The sequence below is a fragment of the Sphingomonas sp. ABOLG genome (genome assembly GCF_003950435.1).
Lineage (GTDB): Bacteria > Pseudomonadota > Alphaproteobacteria > Sphingomonadales > Sphingomonadaceae > Sphingomonas > Sphingomonas panaciterrae.
Map to the genome: position 1 here is coordinate 321,167 of NZ_QQWW01000001.1, position 18,882 is coordinate 340,048.

The 18,882-nt window shown below is 67.2% G+C and carries 19 protein-coding genes and 1 tRNA gene; 11 read left to right on the forward strand and 9 right to left on the reverse strand.

All coding sequences use genetic code 11. The features are described 5' to 3' along the window. Positions 1–17: 17 nt before the first annotated feature. Positions 18–194, reverse strand: a complete 177-nt coding sequence (locus CA236_RS01670; RefSeq protein WP_125944277.1) for a Flp family type IVb pilin — start codon at positions 192–194, stop codon at positions 18–20. Between the two features lie 103 nt (positions 195–297). Beyond that, positions 298–525 carry a Flp family type IVb pilin gene (locus CA236_RS01675; protein ID WP_125944352.1) on the reverse strand — a complete coding sequence of 76 codons (228 nt, stop codon included), beginning with the start codon at positions 523–525 and terminating at the stop codon, positions 298–300. 39 nt (positions 526–564) lie between these two features. Here CA236_RS01675 and CA236_RS01680 point away from each other — a divergent pair, with 39 nt between their 5' ends. Then, on the forward strand, positions 565–987 hold the full coding sequence (locus CA236_RS01680) for a (deoxy)nucleoside triphosphate pyrophosphohydrolase (protein WP_241212464.1): 423 nt from the start codon (positions 565–567) through the stop codon (positions 985–987). Positions 988–1,265: 278 nt separating this feature from the next. Here CA236_RS01680 and CA236_RS01685 read toward each other — a convergent pair. Continuing rightward, positions 1,266–1,339, reverse strand: a tRNA-Cys gene (locus tag CA236_RS01685). A gap of 143 nt (positions 1,340–1,482) precedes the next feature. Between CA236_RS01685 and CA236_RS01690 the strand changes: the two genes are divergently transcribed. The 6 genes from CA236_RS01690 to CA236_RS01715 all read left to right on the forward strand — a co-directional run bounded on the left by CA236_RS01690 (position 1,483) and on the right by CA236_RS01715 (position 10,236). Beyond that, a complete protein-coding gene (locus CA236_RS01690) occupies positions 1,483–2,151 on the forward strand; it encodes a methyltransferase domain-containing protein (protein WP_125944278.1) in 669 nt (222 codons plus the stop codon). A 12-nt stretch (positions 2,152–2,163) separates the two neighbouring features. After that, complete coding sequence (locus tag CA236_RS01695; RefSeq protein ID WP_125944279.1) at positions 2,164–3,684, forward strand: TolC family outer membrane protein; 1,521 nt, start codon at positions 2,164–2,166, stop codon at positions 3,682–3,684. A gap of 36 nt (positions 3,685–3,720) precedes the next feature. Further along, entirely contained in the window at positions 3,721–4,236 is a 516-nt protein-coding gene (locus tag CA236_RS01700) for a DUF2497 domain-containing protein (RefSeq protein WP_046409220.1), read from the forward strand. Positions 4,237–4,313: 77 nt separating this feature from the next. After that, on the forward strand, positions 4,314–6,350 hold the full coding sequence (locus CA236_RS01705) for a S9 family peptidase (RefSeq protein ID WP_125944280.1): 2,037 nt from the start codon (positions 4,314–4,316) through the stop codon (positions 6,348–6,350). Positions 6,351–6,437: 87 nt separating this feature from the next. Then, positions 6,438–9,086 (forward strand): valine--tRNA ligase, encoded by a 2,649-nt coding sequence (locus tag CA236_RS01710; RefSeq protein ID WP_125944281.1) that lies wholly within the window; start codon positions 6,438–6,440, stop codon positions 9,084–9,086. Positions 9,087–9,192: 106 nt separating this feature from the next. After that, the gene (locus CA236_RS01715) at positions 9,193–10,236 is read left to right on the forward strand and encodes a choice-of-anchor A family protein (protein WP_125944282.1); all 1,044 of its coding nucleotides are present in this window, start codon (positions 9,193–9,195) and stop codon (positions 10,234–10,236) included. A 137-nt stretch (positions 10,237–10,373) separates the two neighbouring features. Here CA236_RS01715 and acnA read toward each other — a convergent pair whose 3' ends face one another. The 3 genes from acnA to CA236_RS18660 all read right to left on the reverse strand — a co-directional run bounded on the left by acnA (position 10,374) and on the right by CA236_RS18660 (position 14,694). Next, a complete protein-coding gene (gene acnA, locus CA236_RS01720; protein WP_125944283.1) occupies positions 10,374–13,058 on the reverse strand; it encodes an aconitate hydratase AcnA in 2,685 nt (894 codons plus the stop codon). A 150-nt stretch (positions 13,059–13,208) separates the two neighbouring features. Next, positions 13,209–14,564, reverse strand: a complete 1,356-nt coding sequence (locus CA236_RS01725) for a putative O-glycosylation ligase, exosortase A system-associated (RefSeq protein ID WP_125944284.1) — start codon at positions 14,562–14,564, stop codon at positions 13,209–13,211. Continuing rightward, positions 14,557–14,694 carry a hypothetical protein gene (locus CA236_RS18660; protein WP_164518821.1) on the reverse strand — a complete coding sequence of 46 codons (138 nt, stop codon included), beginning with the start codon at positions 14,692–14,694 and terminating at the stop codon, positions 14,557–14,559. Before CA236_RS18660 ends, CA236_RS01725 begins: the two co-directional genes overlap by 8 nt. A gap of 122 nt (positions 14,695–14,816) precedes the next feature. On the opposite strand from CA236_RS18660, the gene CA236_RS01730 reads away from it, so the two are divergent. Then, on the forward strand, positions 14,817–16,034 hold the full coding sequence (locus CA236_RS01730) for a TIGR04063 family PEP-CTERM/XrtA system glycosyltransferase (protein ID WP_125944354.1): 1,218 nt from the start codon (positions 14,817–14,819) through the stop codon (positions 16,032–16,034). Beyond that, positions 16,025–17,083 carry a hypothetical protein gene (locus CA236_RS01735; RefSeq protein ID WP_164518822.1) on the forward strand — a complete coding sequence of 353 codons (1,059 nt, stop codon included), beginning with the start codon at positions 16,025–16,027 and terminating at the stop codon, positions 17,081–17,083. Before CA236_RS01730 ends, CA236_RS01735 begins: the two co-directional genes overlap by 10 nt. 13 nt (positions 17,084–17,096) lie before the next feature. Here CA236_RS01735 and CA236_RS01740 read toward each other — a convergent pair whose 3' ends face one another. Together CA236_RS01740 and CA236_RS01745 are read right to left on the reverse strand one after the other, a co-directional pair. After that, entirely contained in the window at positions 17,097–17,408 is a 312-nt protein-coding gene (locus tag CA236_RS01740; protein WP_125944286.1) for a hypothetical protein, read from the reverse strand. After that, positions 17,408–17,626 carry a hypothetical protein gene (locus CA236_RS01745; protein ID WP_046409226.1) on the reverse strand — a complete coding sequence of 73 codons (219 nt, stop codon included), beginning with the start codon at positions 17,624–17,626 and terminating at the stop codon, positions 17,408–17,410. Before CA236_RS01745 ends, CA236_RS01740 begins: the two co-directional genes overlap by 1 nt. Positions 17,627–17,713: 87 nt before the next feature. Between CA236_RS01745 and CA236_RS01750 the strand changes: the two genes are divergently transcribed. Next, entirely contained in the window at positions 17,714–18,334 is a 621-nt protein-coding gene (locus CA236_RS01750; protein ID WP_125944287.1) for a S24 family peptidase, read from the forward strand. 29 nt (positions 18,335–18,363) lie between these two features. Here the strand turns inward: CA236_RS01750 and CA236_RS18665 are convergent, their stop codons facing one another. Beyond that, positions 18,364–18,537, reverse strand: a complete 174-nt coding sequence (locus tag CA236_RS18665) for a hypothetical protein (RefSeq protein ID WP_164518823.1) — start codon at positions 18,535–18,537, stop codon at positions 18,364–18,366. 123 nt (positions 18,538–18,660) lie between these two features. Here CA236_RS18665 and CA236_RS01755 point away from each other — a divergent pair, with 123 nt between their 5' ends. After that, entirely contained in the window at positions 18,661–18,870 is a 210-nt protein-coding gene (locus CA236_RS01755; RefSeq protein ID WP_046409229.1) for a hypothetical protein, read from the forward strand. The last annotated feature ends 12 nt before the right edge of the window (positions 18,871–18,882 follow it).

The window sequence follows — 18,882 nt, forward strand, 5'->3', positions numbered from 1 at the left end:
AAACCGATGCTAAAGCGTCAGTCGGTGCTGCGCTGAGCCATGCCGGTGTTCACATCTCCGAAGGTGTCTTTGATGGTGTTGCCCAGCGTGCCCATGGCGGCAATGGCGGCAACGGCGATCAGGGCGGCAATCAGGCCGTATTCGATCGCGGTGGCACCCTTGGAATTCTTGAGGAAGGCGCGCATCTTCTGCATGTTCGGTCTCCAGTGGTTGTCTAAAGCTACAGTCACCCGACCGGATGAAGGTGCCCCCCGCTCCGGTACCCACCTCGATTAACGCGGCGAGGTTGAAAAACATTTAAGGCTCGTGGCGGTCCGGCGGGTTGACCACACCGCTCACGCTGTCGCTGACGTTGTTCCACATGCTTGTCGTTTCGTCAGCCACGCCAGCCACACCAGCGATGATAACAATCACGATCAGCGCGACGATCAGGCCATATTCGACCGCGGTGGCACCACGCTGATCGCCTGCAAGCCGCAGGGCCGCGGCAAGCGCGCGTTTGATCGCTGAAGGGCCTCGGTGCATGCGCTGCTGATCGCATGGCTGTGTTAAGGAAAGGTCGACATGCCCCATCCCGCCGGCGCGCCTTCTCTACCGATGCTGGTGGTCGCCGCAGCGCTGATCGCGGCGGATGGCCGGATCCTGGTTCAGCAACGCCCGCTCGACAAGCATCATGGCGGCCTGTGGGAGTTCCCGGGCGGCAAGGTGGAGCCAGGCGAGACACCCGAGGCGGCCTTGGCTCGTGAGCTGGCGGAGGAACTCGGAATCGGGGTTGAAGCTGCGGACCTTTACCCCGTCGCCTTTTCGCGCGGCAGCGCTGGCGATCGCCCGATGGTCCTGCTCCTCTATCGTGCCGAACGGTGGGAGGGGACTGCGCAGGCAATCGAAGCCCCGGCAATCCGCTGGGTCGCGCCCGAGGAACTGGCCGCACTGGCCATGCCGCCCGCCGACCGGCCGCTCGCCGAGGCGCTGATGGCGCTGCGCTAACGCCTATCGCGCGGACGCGACGCCCGGCAAGTCACAGCATCAACAGCGTCCCCGTCCCGCCAAGGACGAATGCCAGCACCAGCCAGTAATGCGAGCGGACGAGCCAATCGGAATCGCCGTCAAAGATGCGCATGAGGTCCCTCGACTCTTCGAGAACGGGCAAGCCGCCGGCGCCCGCCAATCTGCCAGCGGCCTTATCGCACGCGCGACCCGTAGCGACCTAGAAATGGCACCGAACCGGAGCAACCAGGCTTGCGGATAAGAAGGGGATACCACGCTGGAGGCCCGACCGGGAATCGAACCCGGGTGCAAGGATTTGCAGTCCTCTGCGTCACCACTCCGCCATCGGGCCTCGATCGCGTGGAGGCGGGCTGATGGGGCGGCGCGCCAGCCATGTCAAGTTTCGACATTGGCGCATTTGCCGCGACAGGATAAAGCGCCACTTCGATGGTAAGTGTATTGCCATGCTAAAACAGCCGTGCGACAGGTGACAGAATGACGATGACCATGGAACGCCAACCCGATTTCGCCGCCCTGCGCACCGCGATGGTGGCCAGTCAGCTGCGCACCAATGCGGTGTCGGATGCACGCGTGGTCGCCGCCATGGCCAATGTGCCGCGCGAGCGCTTCGTGCCCGCCGATCAGGCGCCGTTCGCCTATCGCGACGGGCTGGTGGAGCTTGGCGGCGGTCGTTCGCTCAACCTGCCGATCGCCACCGGCCGCTTGCTCACCGAGGCGCGCCTCACGTCGTACGACCGCGTGCTGCTGATCGGCGCAGCGTCGGGATATACGGCCGCGGTTCTGGCGGAACTGGTGGCTGCGGTCGTCGCGGTCGAATCGGATCCCGCGCTGGTCGCCATGGCGCGCGCGGCGCTTGGCGGCGAAGATCGCGTGACGATCGTCGAGAGCCCGCTGGAACATGGCCATCCTGCCGATGCACCGTATGACGTGCTCATCATCGACGGCGCGGTCGAGCAGGTGCCGGAGACGTTGGTGACTCAGGTTCATCCCGCCGGCCGGGTGCTTGGGGGCCTCGTTGATCGCGGCGTGACCCGGCTTGCGGCTGGTCGCCGAAGCGAAGGCGGCTTCGCGCTGCTCGATTTTGCCGATGTCGAATGCTGCCGGTTGCCCGGCTTCGCCAAACCGGCACGTTTCACCTTCTGAGCAAAGGCTGCAATGACCCGCGTTCGTTCCCTTGCCATGCCGCTGACGATCGCGGCCGTGATTGCGGTATCTCCGGCGCGGGCGGACACGCTGCGTGAGGCGCTGGCGCGGGCCTATCAGGATAATCCGACGATCACCGGCGGCCGCGCGCGGCAGCGGGCGATTGACGAGACGGTGCCGATCGCGCGCGCTGCGGGCCGTCCCACGCTGGGCAGCAACGCGGGGGTGACGGAAAATTATCTGCGCAGCGGCAATTCCTTCACCACGCCGGAGAAGGTGGCGCAGGCGCAACTGGCACTGAACGTACCCTTCTATTCCGGCGGCGCGGTGCGCAATTCGGTGCGCGCGGCCGAAACCCGGGTGGAGGCAGGGCAGCTTGGCCTGCGCGGGACGGAGGCGGGGCTCTTCACCGAAGTGGTCGGCGCCTATAACGACGTACTGCGTGACGAGGCGATCGTCGGCCTCAATGCCCAGAATGTGCGCGTGCTGGAAACCAACCTTCAGGCCAGCCGCGATCGCTTCCAGGTCGGCGACCTGACCCGCACCGATGTCGCCCAGTCGGAGGCGCGGCTCAGCCTCGCCCGCGCGCAGCTCGACCGGGTGCGCGCCAATCTCATTGCCAGCCGTGAGAATTATGTCCGTCTGGTCGGCGGCGCCCCCGGCGCGCTCGAGCCGCCGCCGCCGCTGCCCAATCTGCCGTCCAATGCGGATGCGGCCGTCGATGTTGCGCTGCGCGACAATCCGACTTTGCTGTCCGCCCTGAAGGAGCGTGACGCCACCGCCTTCGACGTGCGCGTCGCCCGCGCCAGCCGTCTGCCCACGCTCGGCATCGGCGCCACCGGAAATTATGTGAACTATCTCGGCTCGCTAGGCTCAGGCACCGGGCTCGGCGTCGGCCAGAGCGGCACCTCCGCCGGCATCGGGCTCAATGTCAGCCTGCCGTTCTTCCAGGGCGGGCGCCCCGCCGCGCTGGTGCGCCAGGCGCAGGCGCAGCGATCGCAGGCAATCGAAAATGCAACCGCGGCCGAACGTCAGGTGATCGCCTCGACCCGGTCGGCCTATGCCGTGTGGCAATCCTCGCTTCAGGTGATCGCCTCGTCGGAACAGGCGGTGGCCGCCAACCAGCTCAGCCTGGAGGGCGTTCGCGCGGAAAACAGTGTCGGCACCCGCACCATCCTCGACATCCTCAATGCCGAGCAGGAATTGCTGAACAGTCAGGTGACCTTGGTGACGGCCCGCCGCGACGCATATGTCGCCGGCTTCGCCTTGCTCGCCGCGATGGGGCAGGCGGAGGCGCAGGACCTCGGGCTGGAAGCAGGGCCGCTCTACAATTCGGCCGACAATTACCGTTCGGTGCGCGGCCGCTTCTCCGACTTCTCGGACGGGCCGGCGCCACAGGCCATCGCACCGTCGACCAGCACCGTCCCGCCGCAGAACGCCACCGTCACCCGTCCGCTCGATCCCGCGCTCGACAGCAGCAAGGTTGACAGGAGCCCGGCGTTGACCACAGGTGAGAACGCACCGAACCGCTGATAGTCAGCCGTTTTTGGGACGAGGTGGACTGCGCGCATGGGGGATGTCAGCGCCGAGCCGTCGATGGAAGACATTCTGTCCTCCATCAAGCGCATCATTGCGGAGGAGGGCGATGACCGCCCGATCCGGCCGCGCCGCAGTGGCGCGGTGCGTGCCATGCCGGCCGCCCCGATCGCTGATGACGACGACGAGCCGGAAGAAGTGCTTGAGCTGAGCGATCCGATGCCGCCGTCGCGCGCGCCGGCCAGCGGCGCGGCGGCCGCAGATGCGCCCGTTGCTTCTCCCGCACCAAACACCGCTTCGGCCAGCATGTCCTCGGCGCAGGCCGCCGCCGCTTTGCTGTCCGAACAGACGACTCAGGCGACTCGCGGCGCGCTCGATGCGCTCTCGCGGCTCATGGTGAAGCCGGAACCGGGCAGCGACGGTACGCTGGAGGGGCTGGTGCGCGACATGCTGCGCCCGATGCTGCGCGAATGGCTCGACGCGAACCTGCCGGCACTGGTCGAAACGCTGGTCGCGCGCGAGATAGCGAAGATCACGCGCGGTTCCTGATCGCCTGTCCCGGCACCTGGCCGGGAATATGACAAGATCATTGTCGCGCCTGATACGATCTGCTTTACCGCAGGGCCATGAGGATGCTCCTGTCCGCGAGCTTCGTTGCGCTCGCCGTCGCCGCCGCTCCGGCCTTTGCCCGCCCGCTGACGATCGAGGATCTGACGATGCTCAGTCGCATCGGCACCCCGACCGTCTCCAAGGACGGCCGCTGGATGGTCTGGGCGCAGCGGGAGACCGATCTCGACGCCGATCGCGGCCGCTTCGATCTGTGGCGGCTAGATCTGACGAAGCCCGGCGCCGCGCCGGAGAGGTTGCTCGCCGATCCGCAGAAGGACGAGAATGATCCGCAGATCGTCGGCAACACCGTCTATTTCGCGATGGACGATGCGGTCTGGGCCGTCCCCGTCACCGGCGGCACGCCGCGCCGGCTGACCGACTTCAAGGGCGGCTTCAACGGCTTCAAGGTTGCGCCGACAGGTGACAAGATCGTGGTCTGGGCGGATCGCCTGCCGGGCGCGCCCAGCCTCGAGGAACCGATGATCCGCAAGCTGGCGGATGCCGGCTCGGGCCGCACCTACGACCAGCTGTTCGTCCGCCACTGGGATACGTGGGGCGACGGCAAAAGGTCGCAGTTGTTCGTCCTGCCGCTGACCGCCGCCGGCGCACGCGGCAACGGCAAGGCAGTGGTCGGGAGCCTCGTCGGCGACACTCCCTCCAAGCCGTTCGGCGGCGCCGAGGAAGTGGCGTGGAGCCCCGACGGTAAGACGCTCTACTTCGCCCTGCGAGAGGCGGGGCGGATCGAGCCGACCTCGACCAATCTCGACATCTTCGAGGTGCCAGCGGACGGCAGCCGTGCGCCGGTGAACCTCACCGCGGACAACAAGGCGACCGACAATCAGCCGGTCGTCTCGCCCGATGGCCGGACGCTCGCCTGGTTCGCGATGCGCCGTCCCGGCTACGAGGCCGATCGCCAGGTCCTGATGCTGCGCGATCTCGCCACTGGCCGCATGACGTCGCTCACCGAAAAGTGGGACCGTTCGGTCGGCTCGATCGCTTGGGCGCCCGACTCGCGCTCGCTTTACGTGACGGCGGATGACACGCAGGAAACCCCGCTGTTCCGCGTCGATGCGACGACCGGTCAGGTCACGCGGCTGACCCAGCAGGGCCATGTCGGGGCGGTCGCCGTGACGCCGAGCGGGCCGGTCATCGCGCTCGATTCGCTCACCGCCCCGGCCGATTTCTACCGCGTCGCCGCCACCGGCACGCCGCAACGGCTGACCAACGTCAACGCCGCCAAGCTCGCCGGCATCGACATGCCGACGGTCGAACGGTTCAGCTTCACCGGCGCCAACAACGACACCGTCTGGGGCTATGCGGTGAAGCCCGCCAATAGCACCGGCAAGGTGCCGATCGCGTACATGGTCCATGGCGGGCCGCAGGGGTCGAGCAACAACAGCTGGTCCTACCGCTGGAACCCGGCGGTGTTCGCTGGTGCGGGCTACGGCCTCGTCGCGGTCGATTTCCACGGCTCCACCGGCTACGGCCAGGCCTTCACCGACAGCATCCGCAACAATTGGGGTGGCTGGCCGCTGGAGGACCTGAAGAAGGGCCTCTCCGCCGCGACCACCAGGTTCACCTGGCTCGACGCGGACAATGCCTGCGCGCTCGGCGCTTCCTACGGCGGCTATATGATGAACTGGATCGAGGGGCAGTGGCCCGATCGCTTCAAGTGCATCGTCCAGCACGATGGCGTCTTCGATGCGCGCGCCATGGCCTACGAGACCGAGGAACTGTGGTTCGACGAGTGGGAGCATGGCGGGAAGACCTATTACGAGGACCCGCAGGCGTTCGAGAAGTGGAACCCGGTCCACCACGTCGCGAAATGGAAGACGCCGCAACTCGTCATCACCGGCGAAAAGGATTTCCGCATCCCCTACACCCAGGGGCTCGCCGCCTTCACCGCGCTCCAGCGCCGCGGCATCCCCTCGCGCCTGCTCGTCTTCCCGAACGAGAACCACTGGGTGCTGAAACCGAAGAACTCGCGCCAATGGTATCGCGAAGTGATCGGCTGGATGGACAAGTGGACCGGCAAGGCGCCCGCTAACCAATAACACCTCGTCATCCCGGCCTGGAGCCGGGGTGATGGTGTGAGGAGGGGGGGACTTGGGTTCCCCCCACCGCCTCGCTATGGCCGCTCCATGAGCGAGCTGCCGAAAACCTTTGACCCCGCCGCGATCGAATCCCGCTGGTACAGCCATTGGGAGGAGAACGGCCTGTTCCGCCCCGAGCGTCCCGGCGCGGAGCCGTGGACGATCGTCAACCCGCCGCCCAACGTCACCGGCTCGCTCCACATCGGCCATGCGCTCGATAACACGCTGCAGGACATCCTGACGCGCCACGCGCGGCTGAAGGGCAAGGACGCGCTTTGGGTCGTCGGCACCGATCACGCCGGCATCGCGACGCAGATGGTGGTCGAGCGGCAGATGGCGCTCAAGCAGCAGAAGCGCACCGATTTCACCCGCGACGAATTCGTCGCCAAGGTGTGGGAATGGAAGGCGGAGAGCGGCGGCCAGATCACGGGCCAGCTCCGCCGCCTCGGCTGCTCGATGGATTGGGCCAATGAGCGGTTCACGATGGACGAGGGCTTCTCGAAGGCCGTGCTCAAGGTCTTCGTCGAGCTTCACCGCCAGGGCCTGCTATACCGCGACAAGCGCCTGGTGAACTGGGATCCGGGCCTCGGCACTGCGATCAGCGATCTCGAGGTCGAGACGCGCGAGGTGAAGGGCAGCTTCTGGCAGATCCGTTACCCGCTCGCCGACGGATCGGGCACGATCACTGTCGCCACGACGCGCCCCGAGACGATGCTCGCCGACATGGCGGTCGCGGTGCATCCCGAGGACGCGCGCTACAAGGACATGATCGGCAAGCAGATCCGCCTGCCGATCACCGGCCGCCTGATCCCGGTGATCGCCGACGAACATGCCGATCCCTCGCTCGGCACCGGCGCGGTGAAGATCACGCCCGGCCATGACTTCAACGATTTCGAGGTGGGCAAGCGCGCCGGCATGAAGGCGGGCGAGATGCTGAACATGCTCGACGCAAAGGCCAACGTTACGCAGACCGCGGACGGCCTGATTCCGGCCGAATTCCTGGGCCTGTCGACCGCAGACGCGCGCAAGGCGGTCGTCGCCCGGCTGAAGGCCGATGGCGTTCTCGTCCCCCATGTCGACAAGGAAGGCGTCGAGCATGATGCCGAGCCGCGCACGATCCAGACGCCGTTCGGCGATCGCTCGGGCGTCGTCATCGAACCGTGGCTGACCGACCAATGGTATGTCGACGCCAAGACGCTGGCGCAGCCCGCGATCGAGGCGGTGAAGTCCGGCGCGATCCGCCTCGTCCCCAAGACGTGGGAGAAGACCTACTTCAACTGGATGGAGAACATCCAGCCGTGGTGCGTCAGCCGCCAGCTGTGGTGGGGCCACCAGATCCCGGCGTGGTTCGATGCCGAGGGCACGGCCTATGTCGCCGAGACCGAGGCGCAGGCGCAGGCGCAGGCGGGCGAGGGCGTTGCCCTCACGCGCGATCCCGACGTGCTCGACACCTGGTTCTCCTCCGCGCTCTGGCCCTTCGCCACGATGGGCTGGCCGGAGAATAGCGATCCCACACTCGGCGGGCGCTACCCCAATGACGTGCTGATCTCGGGCTTCGACATCCTGTTCTTCTGGGATGCCCGCATGATGATGCAGGGCATGCACTTCATGAAGGACGTGCCGTTCCGCACGCTCTACCTGCACGGCCTTGTCCGCGCGGCGGACGGCGCGAAAATGTCCAAGTCCAAGGGCAATACCGTCGATCCGCTCGGCCTGATCGACAAATACGGCGCCGACGCTTTGCGCTTCTTCATGGCGGCGATGGAAAGCCAGGGCCGCGACATCAAGATGGATGAGAAGCGGGTCGAGGGTTACCGCAACTTCGCGACCAAGCTGTGGAATGCCAGCCGCTTCTGCCAGTCGAACGGCATCGGCGGATCGACCACGCTGGAACCGCCGGCGGCGACCCATCCGGTGAACAAGTGGATCATCGGGGAGGCGATCAAGGCGATCCAGTCGGTCGACCTAGCGCTTGGCGAATATCGCTTCGATGCCGCGGCGAACGCCATCTACCAGTTCGTCTGGAGCCAGTTCTGCGACTGGTATCTCGAACTCATCAAGGGTTCGATTGATGACGAAACGAAGGCGGTTGCCGGCTGGGTGCTCGACCAGATCCTGGTCGTTCTCCACCCGTTCATGCCGTTCATCACCGAGGAACTGTGGCACGCGCTCGCACCCCGCGAGCATGACCTGATCGTCGCGCACTGGCCGATGGCGGACGCGCGCGCGATCGACCCGGCGGCGGCGCAGGAGATCGACTGGCTGATCCGCCTCGTCAGCGAGGTTCGCTCCAGCCGTACCGAGCTGAACGTGCCGCCGGGTGCACGGCTGCCCTATGCGGTGGCGGATGCGAACGCCGACACCCGGGCGCGCCTTGCCCGCAACGCCGCGACGATCGCCCGCCTCGCACGGATCGATCCGGGCGAAGTCTCTGGCGGCACTGCGCAGGTCGTCGTGGACGAGGCGACCTTCCGCCTCGCGTTGGGTGACGTGATCGATCTCGCCGCCGAACGCACCCGCCTCGCCAAGGCGATCGCCGCGGCCCAGAAGGAGCGCGATGGCCTCGCCGGGCGCCTCAACAACCCGAGTTTCGTTGAACGGGCGAAGCCGGAGGCGGTCGAGAAGGCCCGCGCCGATCACGCGGAGAAAGCCGCGGAGGCGGAGCGGCTCGCGGCCGCCCTGGCGCGGCTCGGCTGATCCCGTCCGTCGAGGGCATTTCCCTGAATGGGACAGGTGCCGCCGACGAAAACTGGCGGCATTTGTGTCGTGGTCGTAACGGACCCCCGGTTTCGCTGGAGTTGAAATGACGCGCGTAAAGGTTTCGGTTATCGCCATGGTCGCCGCGCTCGCTGCGGCCACGCCGGCGAGTGCCCAGTCGATCGTCGGCCTTGATGTCCTGCGCACCTGGAACCTCGTGGTGCTGGGTGATCTCACCTCCTCGTCCGAGGTCGAGGGCCGCACCTTTGTTGGCGGCAACCTCAACGGCAGTTCGTCCAACTATCAGATCCGCACGCCGGAGCCGTCGCCCTACAACGTCACCGGCCTGACGGTGGTCGGCGACGTCAATGGCTCGCACAAGAACCTGAACGGTGGCTCGGGCGCGGTTGTTGGCGGCAACGTCAACAGCGGCTTCAACCTGAACGGCGCGCCGCAGACGGTAAAGGTCGGCGGCACGATCGCCAACACCAACGTCAACCAGAACACGGTGACGTCGGGCCTCGCCGCGAGCGATCCCTCCTTCCTCGTCAACCTGAAGCAGCAGGGCAGCCTGATCGCCAGCAGCATGGGCGAGCTGTCGCGCACCTTCGGCGGCATGTCCTCGAACAGCAATCTGACGATCAGCGGCAACCGCGGCACGTTCGATGCGAAGCCCGATGCGCAGGGCGTGGCGGTGTTCAACATCACGAGCGCCGATCTCGATCGGATTGGCGAGATCAAGTTCAACCTCAACGGCGCCGATACCGCGATCGTCAACGTCACCGGCGCGAACGTGACGCTCAACGACAATTTCCTCGGCGGCACGACCGGGCTGGGCAAGCACGTGATCTGGAACCTGGTCGACGCGCAGAAGGTCGATGCCACCACCGCATGGGGCGGGTCGGTGCTGGCACCGGGCGCCGCGGCGACGACGGGGAATTACATCGAAGGCTCGGCGGTGTTCGGCAGCCTGGTGCAGAACGGCGAGTTCCACCTCGGCACCTTTGTGGGCGGCTATAACCCGCCGTCGGGCCCGCCGGTCAACGGTGGCGGCTCGCCCACGCCGATCCCGGGCGAGGCAGCAGGCCTGTTCGCGCTCGGCGCCATCGGCCTGTGGATGATGCGCCGCCGCCGCCACGCGGCGGCCTGACGACCCTCCCACCGACGACGGATAAGAAAAAAGGGCGAGGCGTCCAGAACGCCTCGCCCTTTTTCATGCCTCTCTCCCTTCCCTAGGGGAAGGAAGCGAAACCCTGCCCTCCCGCGCGGGGAGGGCAGGGGCCGCGATTACGCGGCCAGGTTGCGCAGCACGTACTGCAGGATGCCGCCGTTCAGGAAGTACTCCAGCTCGTTGACGGTATCGATGCGGCACAGCGTCTCGAACGTCTCGGTCGAGCCGTCCTTGCGGGTCAGCGTGACAGTCACCGTCTGGCGCGGGCGCAGGCCCGAGACGTTCTGGATCGTGAACGTCTCGTCCCCGGTCAGCTTCAGCGTCTCGCGCGTCACGCCCTCGGCGAACTGCAGCGGCAGGACGCCCATGCCGACCAGGTTCGACCGGTGGATACGCTCGAAGCTCTCCGCGATCACCGCGCGCACGCCGAGCAGGTTGGTGCCCTTCGCGGCCCAGTCACGCGACGAACCGGTGCCATATTCCTTGCCGGCGACAACGACCATCGGCGTGCCATCCGCCTTGTGGCGCATCGCGACGTCGTAGATCGGCATCACTTCCTCGCCATAGCGGCTCATGCCGCCTTCGATCCCCGGCACCATCTCGTTCTTGATGCGGATGTTGGCGAAGGTGCCACGCACCATGACCTGGTCGTTGCCGCGGCGCGAGCCATAGCTGTTGAAGTCCGCCTTGGAGACCTGACGCTCCATCAGCCACGCGCCCGCCGGGCTGTCGGCCTTGATCGAACCGGCCGGGGAGATGTGGTCGGTGGTGATCGAATCGCCCAGGATCGCCAGCGGCTTCGCCTCGATGATGTCGGTCACCGGCGCCGGGGTCATCTCCATGCCCTCGAAATACGGCGGGTTGGCGATGTAGGTCGATGCGGCCGGCCAGCTGTAGGTGTCCGAACCGGTCACGTCGATCGCGCGCCACTTGGCATCGCCCTCATACACGTTGCCGTAGCGGGTACGGAACATGTCGTCGTCAATGTTGGCGGTCATCAGCTCCGACACTTCCTGGTTCGAAGGCCAGATGTCCTTGAGGTACACCGGGCCGTTCGTCCCCTCGCCGATCGGCGTGTCGTTCATGTCGGTGGTGACGGTGCCCTTCAGCGCATAAGCGACGACGAGCGGCGGCGAGGCGAGGAAGTTCGCGCGCGCATCCGGCGACACGCGGCCTTCGAAGTTGCGGTTCCCCGACAGGACCGATGCGACGACGAGGTCATTCTCGTTGATCGCGCTGCTGATCGGCGCGGCGAGCGGACCTGAATTGCCGATGCAGGTCATGCAGCCATAGCCGGTGAGGTTGAACCCCATGGCATCGAAATCGTCCTGTAGGCCCGACTTCACGAGATAGTCGGTGACGACCTGCGAACCCGGCGACAGCGACGTCTTGACCCAGGGCTTGGGCTTCAGGCCCAGCGCGCGTGCCTTGCGGGCGACGAGGCCGGCAGCGACCAGCACCGACGGGTTCGACGTGTTGGTGCAGCTGGTGATCGCGGCGATCACGACGTCGCCGTCGCCGATGTCATGGCCACGCTCGGCCACCTCGACGCGCTTCGGCTCGGCCTTGCTGTACACCTTCGTCAGGTCGGCGTTGAACACGTCGTCGACCTTATCGAGCGCCACCTTGTCCTGCGGGCGCTTCGGGCCGGCGAGCGACGGCACGACCGAACCCATGTCGAGTTCCAGCGTGTCGGTGAACACCGGGTCCGGCGTGTTGGCGTCGCGCCAGAAACCGTTCGCCTTGGCATAGGCTTCGACCAGCGCGATCGTTTCGGCAGGGCGGGCGGTCAGCTTCATGTAGTCGATCGTCTTGTTGTCGATCGGGAAGAAGCCGCAGGTCGCGCCATATTCCGGCGCCATGTTGGCGATCGTCGCGCGGTCGGCCAGCGTCATCTGGTCGAGGCCCGGGCCGTAGAACTCCACGAAGCGGCCGACGACGCCCTTGGCGCGCAGCATCTGGGTGACGGTCAGCACCAGGTCGGTGGCGGTGATGCCCTCGCGCAGCGCGCCGGTCAGCTTGAAACCGACCACTTCCGGGATCAGCATCGACACCGGCTGGCCCAGCATCGCGGCCTCGGCCTCGATGCCGCCGACGCCCCAGCCCAGCACGCCCAGGCCGTTCACCATCGTGGTGTGGCTGTCGGTGCCGACGCAGGTGTCGGGATAGGCGATCGCTGCGCCCGCGGTGGCATTCTCGCCCGTCTCATTGGAGGTCCACACCGCCTGCGCGACATATTCCAGGTTCACCTGGTGGCAGATGCCGGTGCCCGGCGGGACAACCTTGAAGTTGTCGAGCGCCTTGGAACCCCACTTCAGGAACTCATAGCGCTCCGAATTGCGCTGATATTCGAGATCGACGTTATCCTCGAACGCCTTGGGCGTGCCGAATTCGTCGACCATGACCGAATGGTCGATGACGAGGTGGACGGGGACCTGCGGATTGATCTTCGCTGCATCGCCGCCCAGCTTGGTGATCGCGTCGCGCATCGCGGCGAGGTCGACGACGCACGGCACGCCGGTGAAATCCTGCATCAGCACGCGCGCGGGGCGATACTGGATCTCGCGGTCGGAACGGCGCTCCTTCTGCCAGTCGACGACGGCCTGCACGTCCTCCGCGGTCACGGTCTTGCCGTCCTCGAAGCGCAGCATGTTCTCGAGCAGCACCTTCATCGAGAAGGGCAGGCGGGAAATGTCGCCGAACTTCTCGGCGGCGACTTCCAGCGAGAAATAATCATAAGACTTGCCGCCGGCTTGCAGCGTGCGGCGAGCCTTGAGCGTATCGTGGCCGATGGCGGTCATGTGGGTCCTTTCCCCATAAGTGCGGCCAGCTCGGGCGCGGCGGGGAAGCAAGAAGCGCGATGGTCGCGCCTCTCGCGCGAGCGCGCCTGGGCGGGCGTGAGCGAGACGTCGCAGCGGCCGATAGCAGCGCTCAGGGGTGGGGGGAAGGTGTCAAGTCAGGCCGGCGGTGACTTCGTGCGCTTGCCGGCGCATCGGCCGCCACGCAGTCTCCCCGCGGCGTCGCGACAGATAGGTGTCGAGCCCGATCTGCGCCCCGATCAGCATGAACAGGAATGACTGGAAGGCGATACCGACGAACGCCCCGCCCAGCAGGTAGATCAGCTGCGCATTCTGCAACGCGCCCGCCAGGCTCCCGGCCCAGGCGAACGCGCCCTCGCGATAGCGCCGCCGCAGCACCTCCATCCGCACCAGCCCGATGACATTGATCAGCAGCCAGATCGCCAGCCCGGGATAACCCTGCTCGCCCAGCATCTCGAAATAGCTCGAATGATAGGCGCGGCTCTTGTCCACCGTCAGGTTGCGCTGGACGGTGCGATGCGGGCCTTCGCCCTCGACCGATACCGTGTCGTAGCGGATCCGGTTCTGGCGATAGGCCTCGAACCCGCCGCCGAACGGATGGTCCTTCACATAGTCCATCGTCCACTTCCACACGGCGATGCGGGTGGAGGCGGATTCGTCCGCCTGATAGGTCTTGATCGTCCCCATGCGCTCGCTGAACGCGCTCGGCAGGAACGGGATGGCGGCAACGCCGATCAGCCCCAGCGCCGCGAGGTACAGCACCTTGCGTTTCACTTCGCGCAGCATCAGCACCGCGAGCAGGCCGATGCACAACAGGCCGGTCCGCGCCGAAGTGCCGACCGGGATCAGCAGGCAGGCAAAGGTGAGCGCCGCACAGAACAGCCAGACGCGCCGGTCCGGCCGGAACACGGTGCCATATTTGCCCAGCCACACGATGATCGGGATGAGCGAGATCGACACTGCCGAGATGATCGATCCTTCGTACAGGCCCGAATTGTTGCTCACCATCAGGTTCAGTTCGCCATAGCCGCCGCCGGAGGCGAGCGTCTTGATGCCGCCGACGATGATGATCGACGCGGCGGACAGCACCACGAACAGCAGCAGCGATTCGATCCGCAGCCGGGTGCGCAGCGTCAGCGGCAGGAACGCGGCAAAGGCCAGGTTCTTCCACACCCACTCCCACTTGCCCTCGGCCTCGATCGGGAAATCGGCGGTGCGGGTGGTGATCCAGCAATAGAGCAAGAGCAGCACGATCAGCGCCTGGCGCGGCGCGAAGCGCGAATCCTTCTTGTCGTCCACCAGCAGCCAGCCGAGCACCGCCAGCCCCGCGGCGATCATCGACACCGGCACGCTGTTGAGCAGGTAATAGGTAATCCGCTGCGGCGAGACGATATCGATATAGATATAGGTCAATACGAAGATGAACGGCCGCTTGAACCCGCATGCGAACAACGCGAGCAGGAAACCGATGAAGGCAAAGTCACGCACGCGGGCGACGTCCCGGGCGAGTCTTGTCGGCAGGCGGCGCTTCCGAATCGAGATCGTCGCGCCGCAGCAGCAGCCAGGCCGTCAGCAGCAGCAGGCCATGGCTGATCGCAAGGGCGAAATTGTCGATCATGGCGCGGTGCTGGTCGATCCCGAGGGGCGCCGCCGTGCAGGGCGGGGCCGAAAAACGTTGCTCCCGCCTAGCGCCTTGGCAGTTGACGTGCCGTTAAGCGCCGGCGTGGCAGGCCAGCAGTGATGCGTATTCTTCACGTCCTCGATCACGGCCTGCCGTTGCAGAGCGGCTATACATTCCGCACCCGCGCGATCGTCAAGGCACAGTTCGCCCGCGGGTGGCAGGTGGCGGCCGTCACCGGCCCGCGCCATCATCACGGATCGCCAGCCACCGAGGTGGTCGACGGCATCACGTTCCACCGCACCGGCCCGTCGATGAAACTGCGCGCGCCCTTGTCGGAAATGGCCGAGGTCGCTGCCTTCGGTCGGCGGATCATGGCGGTGGCGCGCGATTTCCGCCCCGATATCATCCATGCCCATTCGCCCGTGCTCGACGCGCTGGCCGCGATGCGGGCGACCCGCGCGCTCCGCCTGCCGCTCGTTTACGAGATTCGCGCCTTCTGGGAGGATGCGGCGGTCGGCAATGGCACCGGGACCGAAGGCTCGCTGCGCTACCGCGCCACCCGCGCGCTGGAAAGCTGGGCGGTCCGCCGCGCCGATGCGGTGGCGGTGATCTGCGAGGGGTTGAAGACCGATCTGCTCGCCCGCGGCGTCGCTGCCGACAAGATCATGGTCTCCCCCAATGGCGTCGACATGGCGCTGTTCGGCGACCCGCCCCCGCGCGACGAGGCGCTGGCGCAGCAGCTCGGCCTTGACGGGGAGGTGATCGGCTTCATCGGCAGCTTCTACGATTATGAGGGGCTGGACGATCTCGTCGCCGCCATGCCCGCGCTCGTCGCGCAGCGCCCGCGCGCACAGCTGCTGCTGGTCGGCGGCGGCCCGATGGAGGCGGCGCTCCGCGCGCAGGTCGCGGCCTCGCCCGTCGCCGACCGGATCCACTTCGCCGGCCGCGTGCCGCATCAGGAGGTGGAGCGTTACTACAGCCTCGTCGATATCCTCGCCTATCCGCGCAAGAAGATGCGCCTCACCGATCTCGTCACCCCGCTGAAGCCGCTGGAAGCGATGGCACAGGGCCGGCTGGTCGCGGCATCGGACGTCGGCGGCCACCGCGAGCTGATCCGCGACGGGGAAACGGGCACGCTGTTCGCCGCCGATGATCCCGCCGCGATCACCGCCGCGCTCGCCGCGTTGCTCGCAGACCGCACGATCTGGGATAACCGCCGCGCCACCGCGCGCGCCTTTGTCGAGCGGGAGCGTAACTGGTCTTCAAATATTTCACGTTACGAACCGGTCTATCGGCGGCTGATGGATGCCGCGGGCAAGGGTGACACATGGTCGTAAGGCGCACCGGCACGGACGTGACACGCTATCTGATCCCCGCAGCCTTGCTGGCTGCCGGCGTCATCATTGCCGCGTCGATCGCCGCGATGCCGCGCGTGAACTTCGACCTGCTGCTGTGGCGACTCGGTCTGCCCGATGTCATCCCGGCGGCCGCCCCGCCTGTCGGCGCGACCGGGCGCACCCTGCTGGCACTGGCGGCGCTGTTCCCCTTCCTCCTTGTGTCGGCGATCGCCTGGCGGCTGGGAAATGGCGGCCCGCTGTTCGCCCTGCGCCGCCGAGACCGCGACGCTGGCCTCCCCGCCTTGCGCCGCGCGGACGCGCACCCCGATCACCCGCCGCGCTGGCCGATTCGCGCGGACGAGGATCTGGGCCCGCCCTTACCCGCGGTCGGCAGCCCGGCCGCGCGGGTGCTCCCCGGCGACGATCTGCCGCTCCCGGCCGATCTCGATCAGCCGCTTGCCGCCTTCGACCCGATCGCCATTCCCGACGTCCCGCGTGAACCGGCCCGCCCGGTCGCGCCGCTGGTCACGATCGTCGTCCCGCCGCGCAGCCACGATGCGGCGCCAGAAACGTCCGAGTCGCTGCCCGACATGCCGGCGGAGATCGCGGATGACCTCAGCCAGCCGCCGATCTCCGATGATGACGCCGCACCTGAAGAGCCAGTTCCGGAGCTTGTCCCGACCGCCGAGGTATCTCCCGCCGAATGGGAAGCACCAACGCCGGCCGCCGAAGAGCCAGATGCGGCCGCACCGGAACCGCTTCCCCTCAGCGAGCTGGCCGCCGAACCCGCGGCTGACCAGAGTGACGCCGACCAGCGGGACGAACCGGCCAGCCCCGAACCCCATCTCGAACCCGCGCCTGAACCCGCCAATACGGATCAGGACTCGATCAGCGCCTTGCTCGACCGGCTCGAACGCGGAGCGCAGCGGCGCAAGGGGGCGCCGCCGCCCGCGCCGCCGCTGCCCGAACCCGATCCGCCGGCCCCGTCGCCCCCGCCGGGCAGCCTCGACGATACGCTGGTGATGCTCCGCCGCATGGCGCGCGGCTGATCGGTCGCGCGGGCTACGCGCGATCCACCGTAACCGCCTCGATCCGCGCCTGCCATTGCCCGTCCTGCTCACGCGCCCCCGTCACCGACAGCCCGGCAAGCAGGCAGCCCGGCAGCGCCACGTCCACATCCTCCACCCGCGACAGCCACTCGCGCGCCGCGTCTCCCGCAGGGGTCGTCAGCGTCATCGCATGCCGCTCTCCGGCAAAGGTGGCGCTATACCAGGGCGCCGACCCCATCGGTTCGATCGTCACCGACAGGCGCCGCTGCGCCGCCGATGCGTGCAGCGCGCGCTCGATCAGCGCCGCCGGCGCAGGGCCGCGCATCAATTCGCCTCCGCTTCGTGGCCGTTGGCGGCAATCGGCACGTCCGCCGCAGCCTCGCGCAGCGCCGCCTCGACGCGCGCGCGCATCTTCGGTCCCGGCGTGCGCCCGCGCCGCAAGTCGTGGACCAGCCGGGGGTCATTCACCACGCGCCGGCCAAAGGTGGTCGGCGGAATTCCCGTCCGCCGCAGGTAGCAATCGATCTGGGTGAGGAGGGACATGGCAAGCTCCTGAGTCGCTTATGTTCCACTTTCGTTCTCTCAACTTTTCCAACTTGTCTAGGAAAAATCCTAGATTACAAGGATGGCATGGCGGAAACGGTGGCCCAGACGGTTGAGCGGCTCGCGGCAGCGCGCGGGATCAGCCTGTCGGAACTGTCCCGGCTGCTCGGGCGCAACCTTGCCTATCTTCAGCAATTCGTCCGCCGGGGGACGCCGCGTCGTCTGGCGGAGGCCGACCGCCGCGTGCTGGCGCAATTCTTCGGCGTCGATGAAACACTGCTCGGCGGCACCGCCGCGCCCGAGGCGCCGCTGGTATCCGTCCCTTATCTCACCGTCGCCGCCTCGGCCGGCGCGGGGCAGGCGACGGGGGAGGAGCGGGCGATCCGCCACGAGGCGTTCGGCGCGCGGCTGTTGCGCGACGCCGGCATCACCCCCGCTGCCGCCTCGCTCATCGATGCGGTGGGCGATTCGATGGCACCCACCATCCTGGCTGGTGACCGCCTGCTGGTCGACCGCAGCGATGTCGCACTCACCAGCGACGCCATCTTCGTGGTGCGCCGCGGCGATGAACTGTTGGTGAAACGGGTGCGGCGGGACGGCGCCGGCCTGACGCTGCTCAGCGACAATCCCGATTATGCGCCGCTATCGTGCGCAAGGGGGGAGGCTGACGTGATCGGCCGCGTCCGCCTGCTACTGCGTGAACCCTGATCGCCGGTGGCTGCCGCGCATCACGCGTTTCAGCCGCGATCCTTCAGCCACATGGCAACCGCGATCGCACTGCCGATCGCCAGCCCGGCGAGAAAGCCGATCGATGGCTGCCCGACGAGCAACCCGATGACGGTGCCGGCCAGCAAGCCAACGGCAATCAGGAATCCGCCGGCATTGCCCGGGCGCTTGAGGGGATCGGCCATGACGCGCGCCTTGCCACGCCGCACCGCACGCTGCCAAGCGGCAAACCGTTAACCCTCGCCGTTCACGCCCGGGGAGGACGTTGCGCGGTAGCGCGGCCGCGTCATTCGCAACGGGGCGCCACCTTGTCATCCTTGTACCTCGCCGACCGCCAACTGGTGTCTGACGCCGCCGCGCTGATCCACCGTTTCGGCACTTATGCTGCGGACGAGGCGGCACGTCGCGCCGATCGCAGCCGCACGGTCGGCAACGTGATCCACTTCTGCCGCTGGCGTCAGGTCGAACGGTTGGTGCGGGTGCTTGCGACCGATCAACGCCTGGGCACGCTGCACTGAGCGTCACGCCGC

Bases quoted from the DNA above. Each gene is read 5' to 3' on its own strand.
- CA236_RS01745 (WP_046409226.1), bottom strand. From the start codon at position 17,626: ATGTCCCTCCTCACCCAGATCGATTGCTACCTGCGGCGGACGGGAATT.
- CA236_RS01680 (WP_241212464.1), top strand. From the start codon at position 565: ATGCCCCATCCCGCCGGCGCGCCTTCTCTACCGATGCTGGTGGTCGCC.
- CA236_RS01705 (WP_125944280.1), top strand. From the start codon at position 4,314: ATGAGGATGCTCCTGTCCGCGAGCTTCGTTGCGCTCGCCGTCGCCGCC.
- acnA (WP_125944283.1), bottom strand. From the start codon at position 13,058: ATGACCGCCATCGGCCACGATACGCTCAAGGCTCGCCGCACGCTGCAA.
- CA236_RS18665 (WP_164518823.1), bottom strand. From the start codon at position 18,537: ATGGCCGATCCCCTCAAGCGCCCGGGCAATGCCGGCGGATTCCTGATT.
- CA236_RS01715 (WP_125944282.1), top strand. From the start codon at position 9,193: ATGACGCGCGTAAAGGTTTCGGTTATCGCCATGGTCGCCGCGCTCGCT.
- CA236_RS01750 (WP_125944287.1), top strand. From the start codon at position 17,714: ATGGCGGAAACGGTGGCCCAGACGGTTGAGCGGCTCGCGGCAGCGCGC.
- CA236_RS01740 (WP_125944286.1), bottom strand. From the start codon at position 17,408: ATGCGCGGCCCTGCGCCGGCGGCGCTGATCGAGCGCGCGCTGCACGCA.
- CA236_RS01700 (WP_046409220.1), top strand. From the start codon at position 3,721: ATGGGGGATGTCAGCGCCGAGCCGTCGATGGAAGACATTCTGTCCTCC.
- CA236_RS01735 (WP_164518822.1), top strand. From the start codon at position 16,025: ATGGTCGTAAGGCGCACCGGCACGGACGTGACACGCTATCTGATCCCC.
- CA236_RS01675 (WP_125944352.1), bottom strand. From the start codon at position 525: ATGCACCGAGGCCCTTCAGCGATCAAACGCGCGCTTGCCGCGGCCCTG.
- CA236_RS01670 (WP_125944277.1), bottom strand. From the start codon at position 194: ATGCAGAAGATGCGCGCCTTCCTCAAGAATTCCAAGGGTGCCACCGCG.
- CA236_RS01710 (WP_125944281.1), top strand. From the start codon at position 6,438: ATGAGCGAGCTGCCGAAAACCTTTGACCCCGCCGCGATCGAATCCCGC.
- CA236_RS01690 (WP_125944278.1), top strand. From the start codon at position 1,483: ATGACGATGACCATGGAACGCCAACCCGATTTCGCCGCCCTGCGCACC.
- CA236_RS18660 (WP_164518821.1), bottom strand. From the start codon at position 14,694: ATGATCGACAATTTCGCCCTTGCGATCAGCCATGGCCTGCTGCTGCTG.
- CA236_RS01695 (WP_125944279.1), top strand. From the start codon at position 2,164: ATGACCCGCGTTCGTTCCCTTGCCATGCCGCTGACGATCGCGGCCGTG.
- CA236_RS01730 (WP_125944354.1), top strand. From the start codon at position 14,817: ATGCGTATTCTTCACGTCCTCGATCACGGCCTGCCGTTGCAGAGCGGC.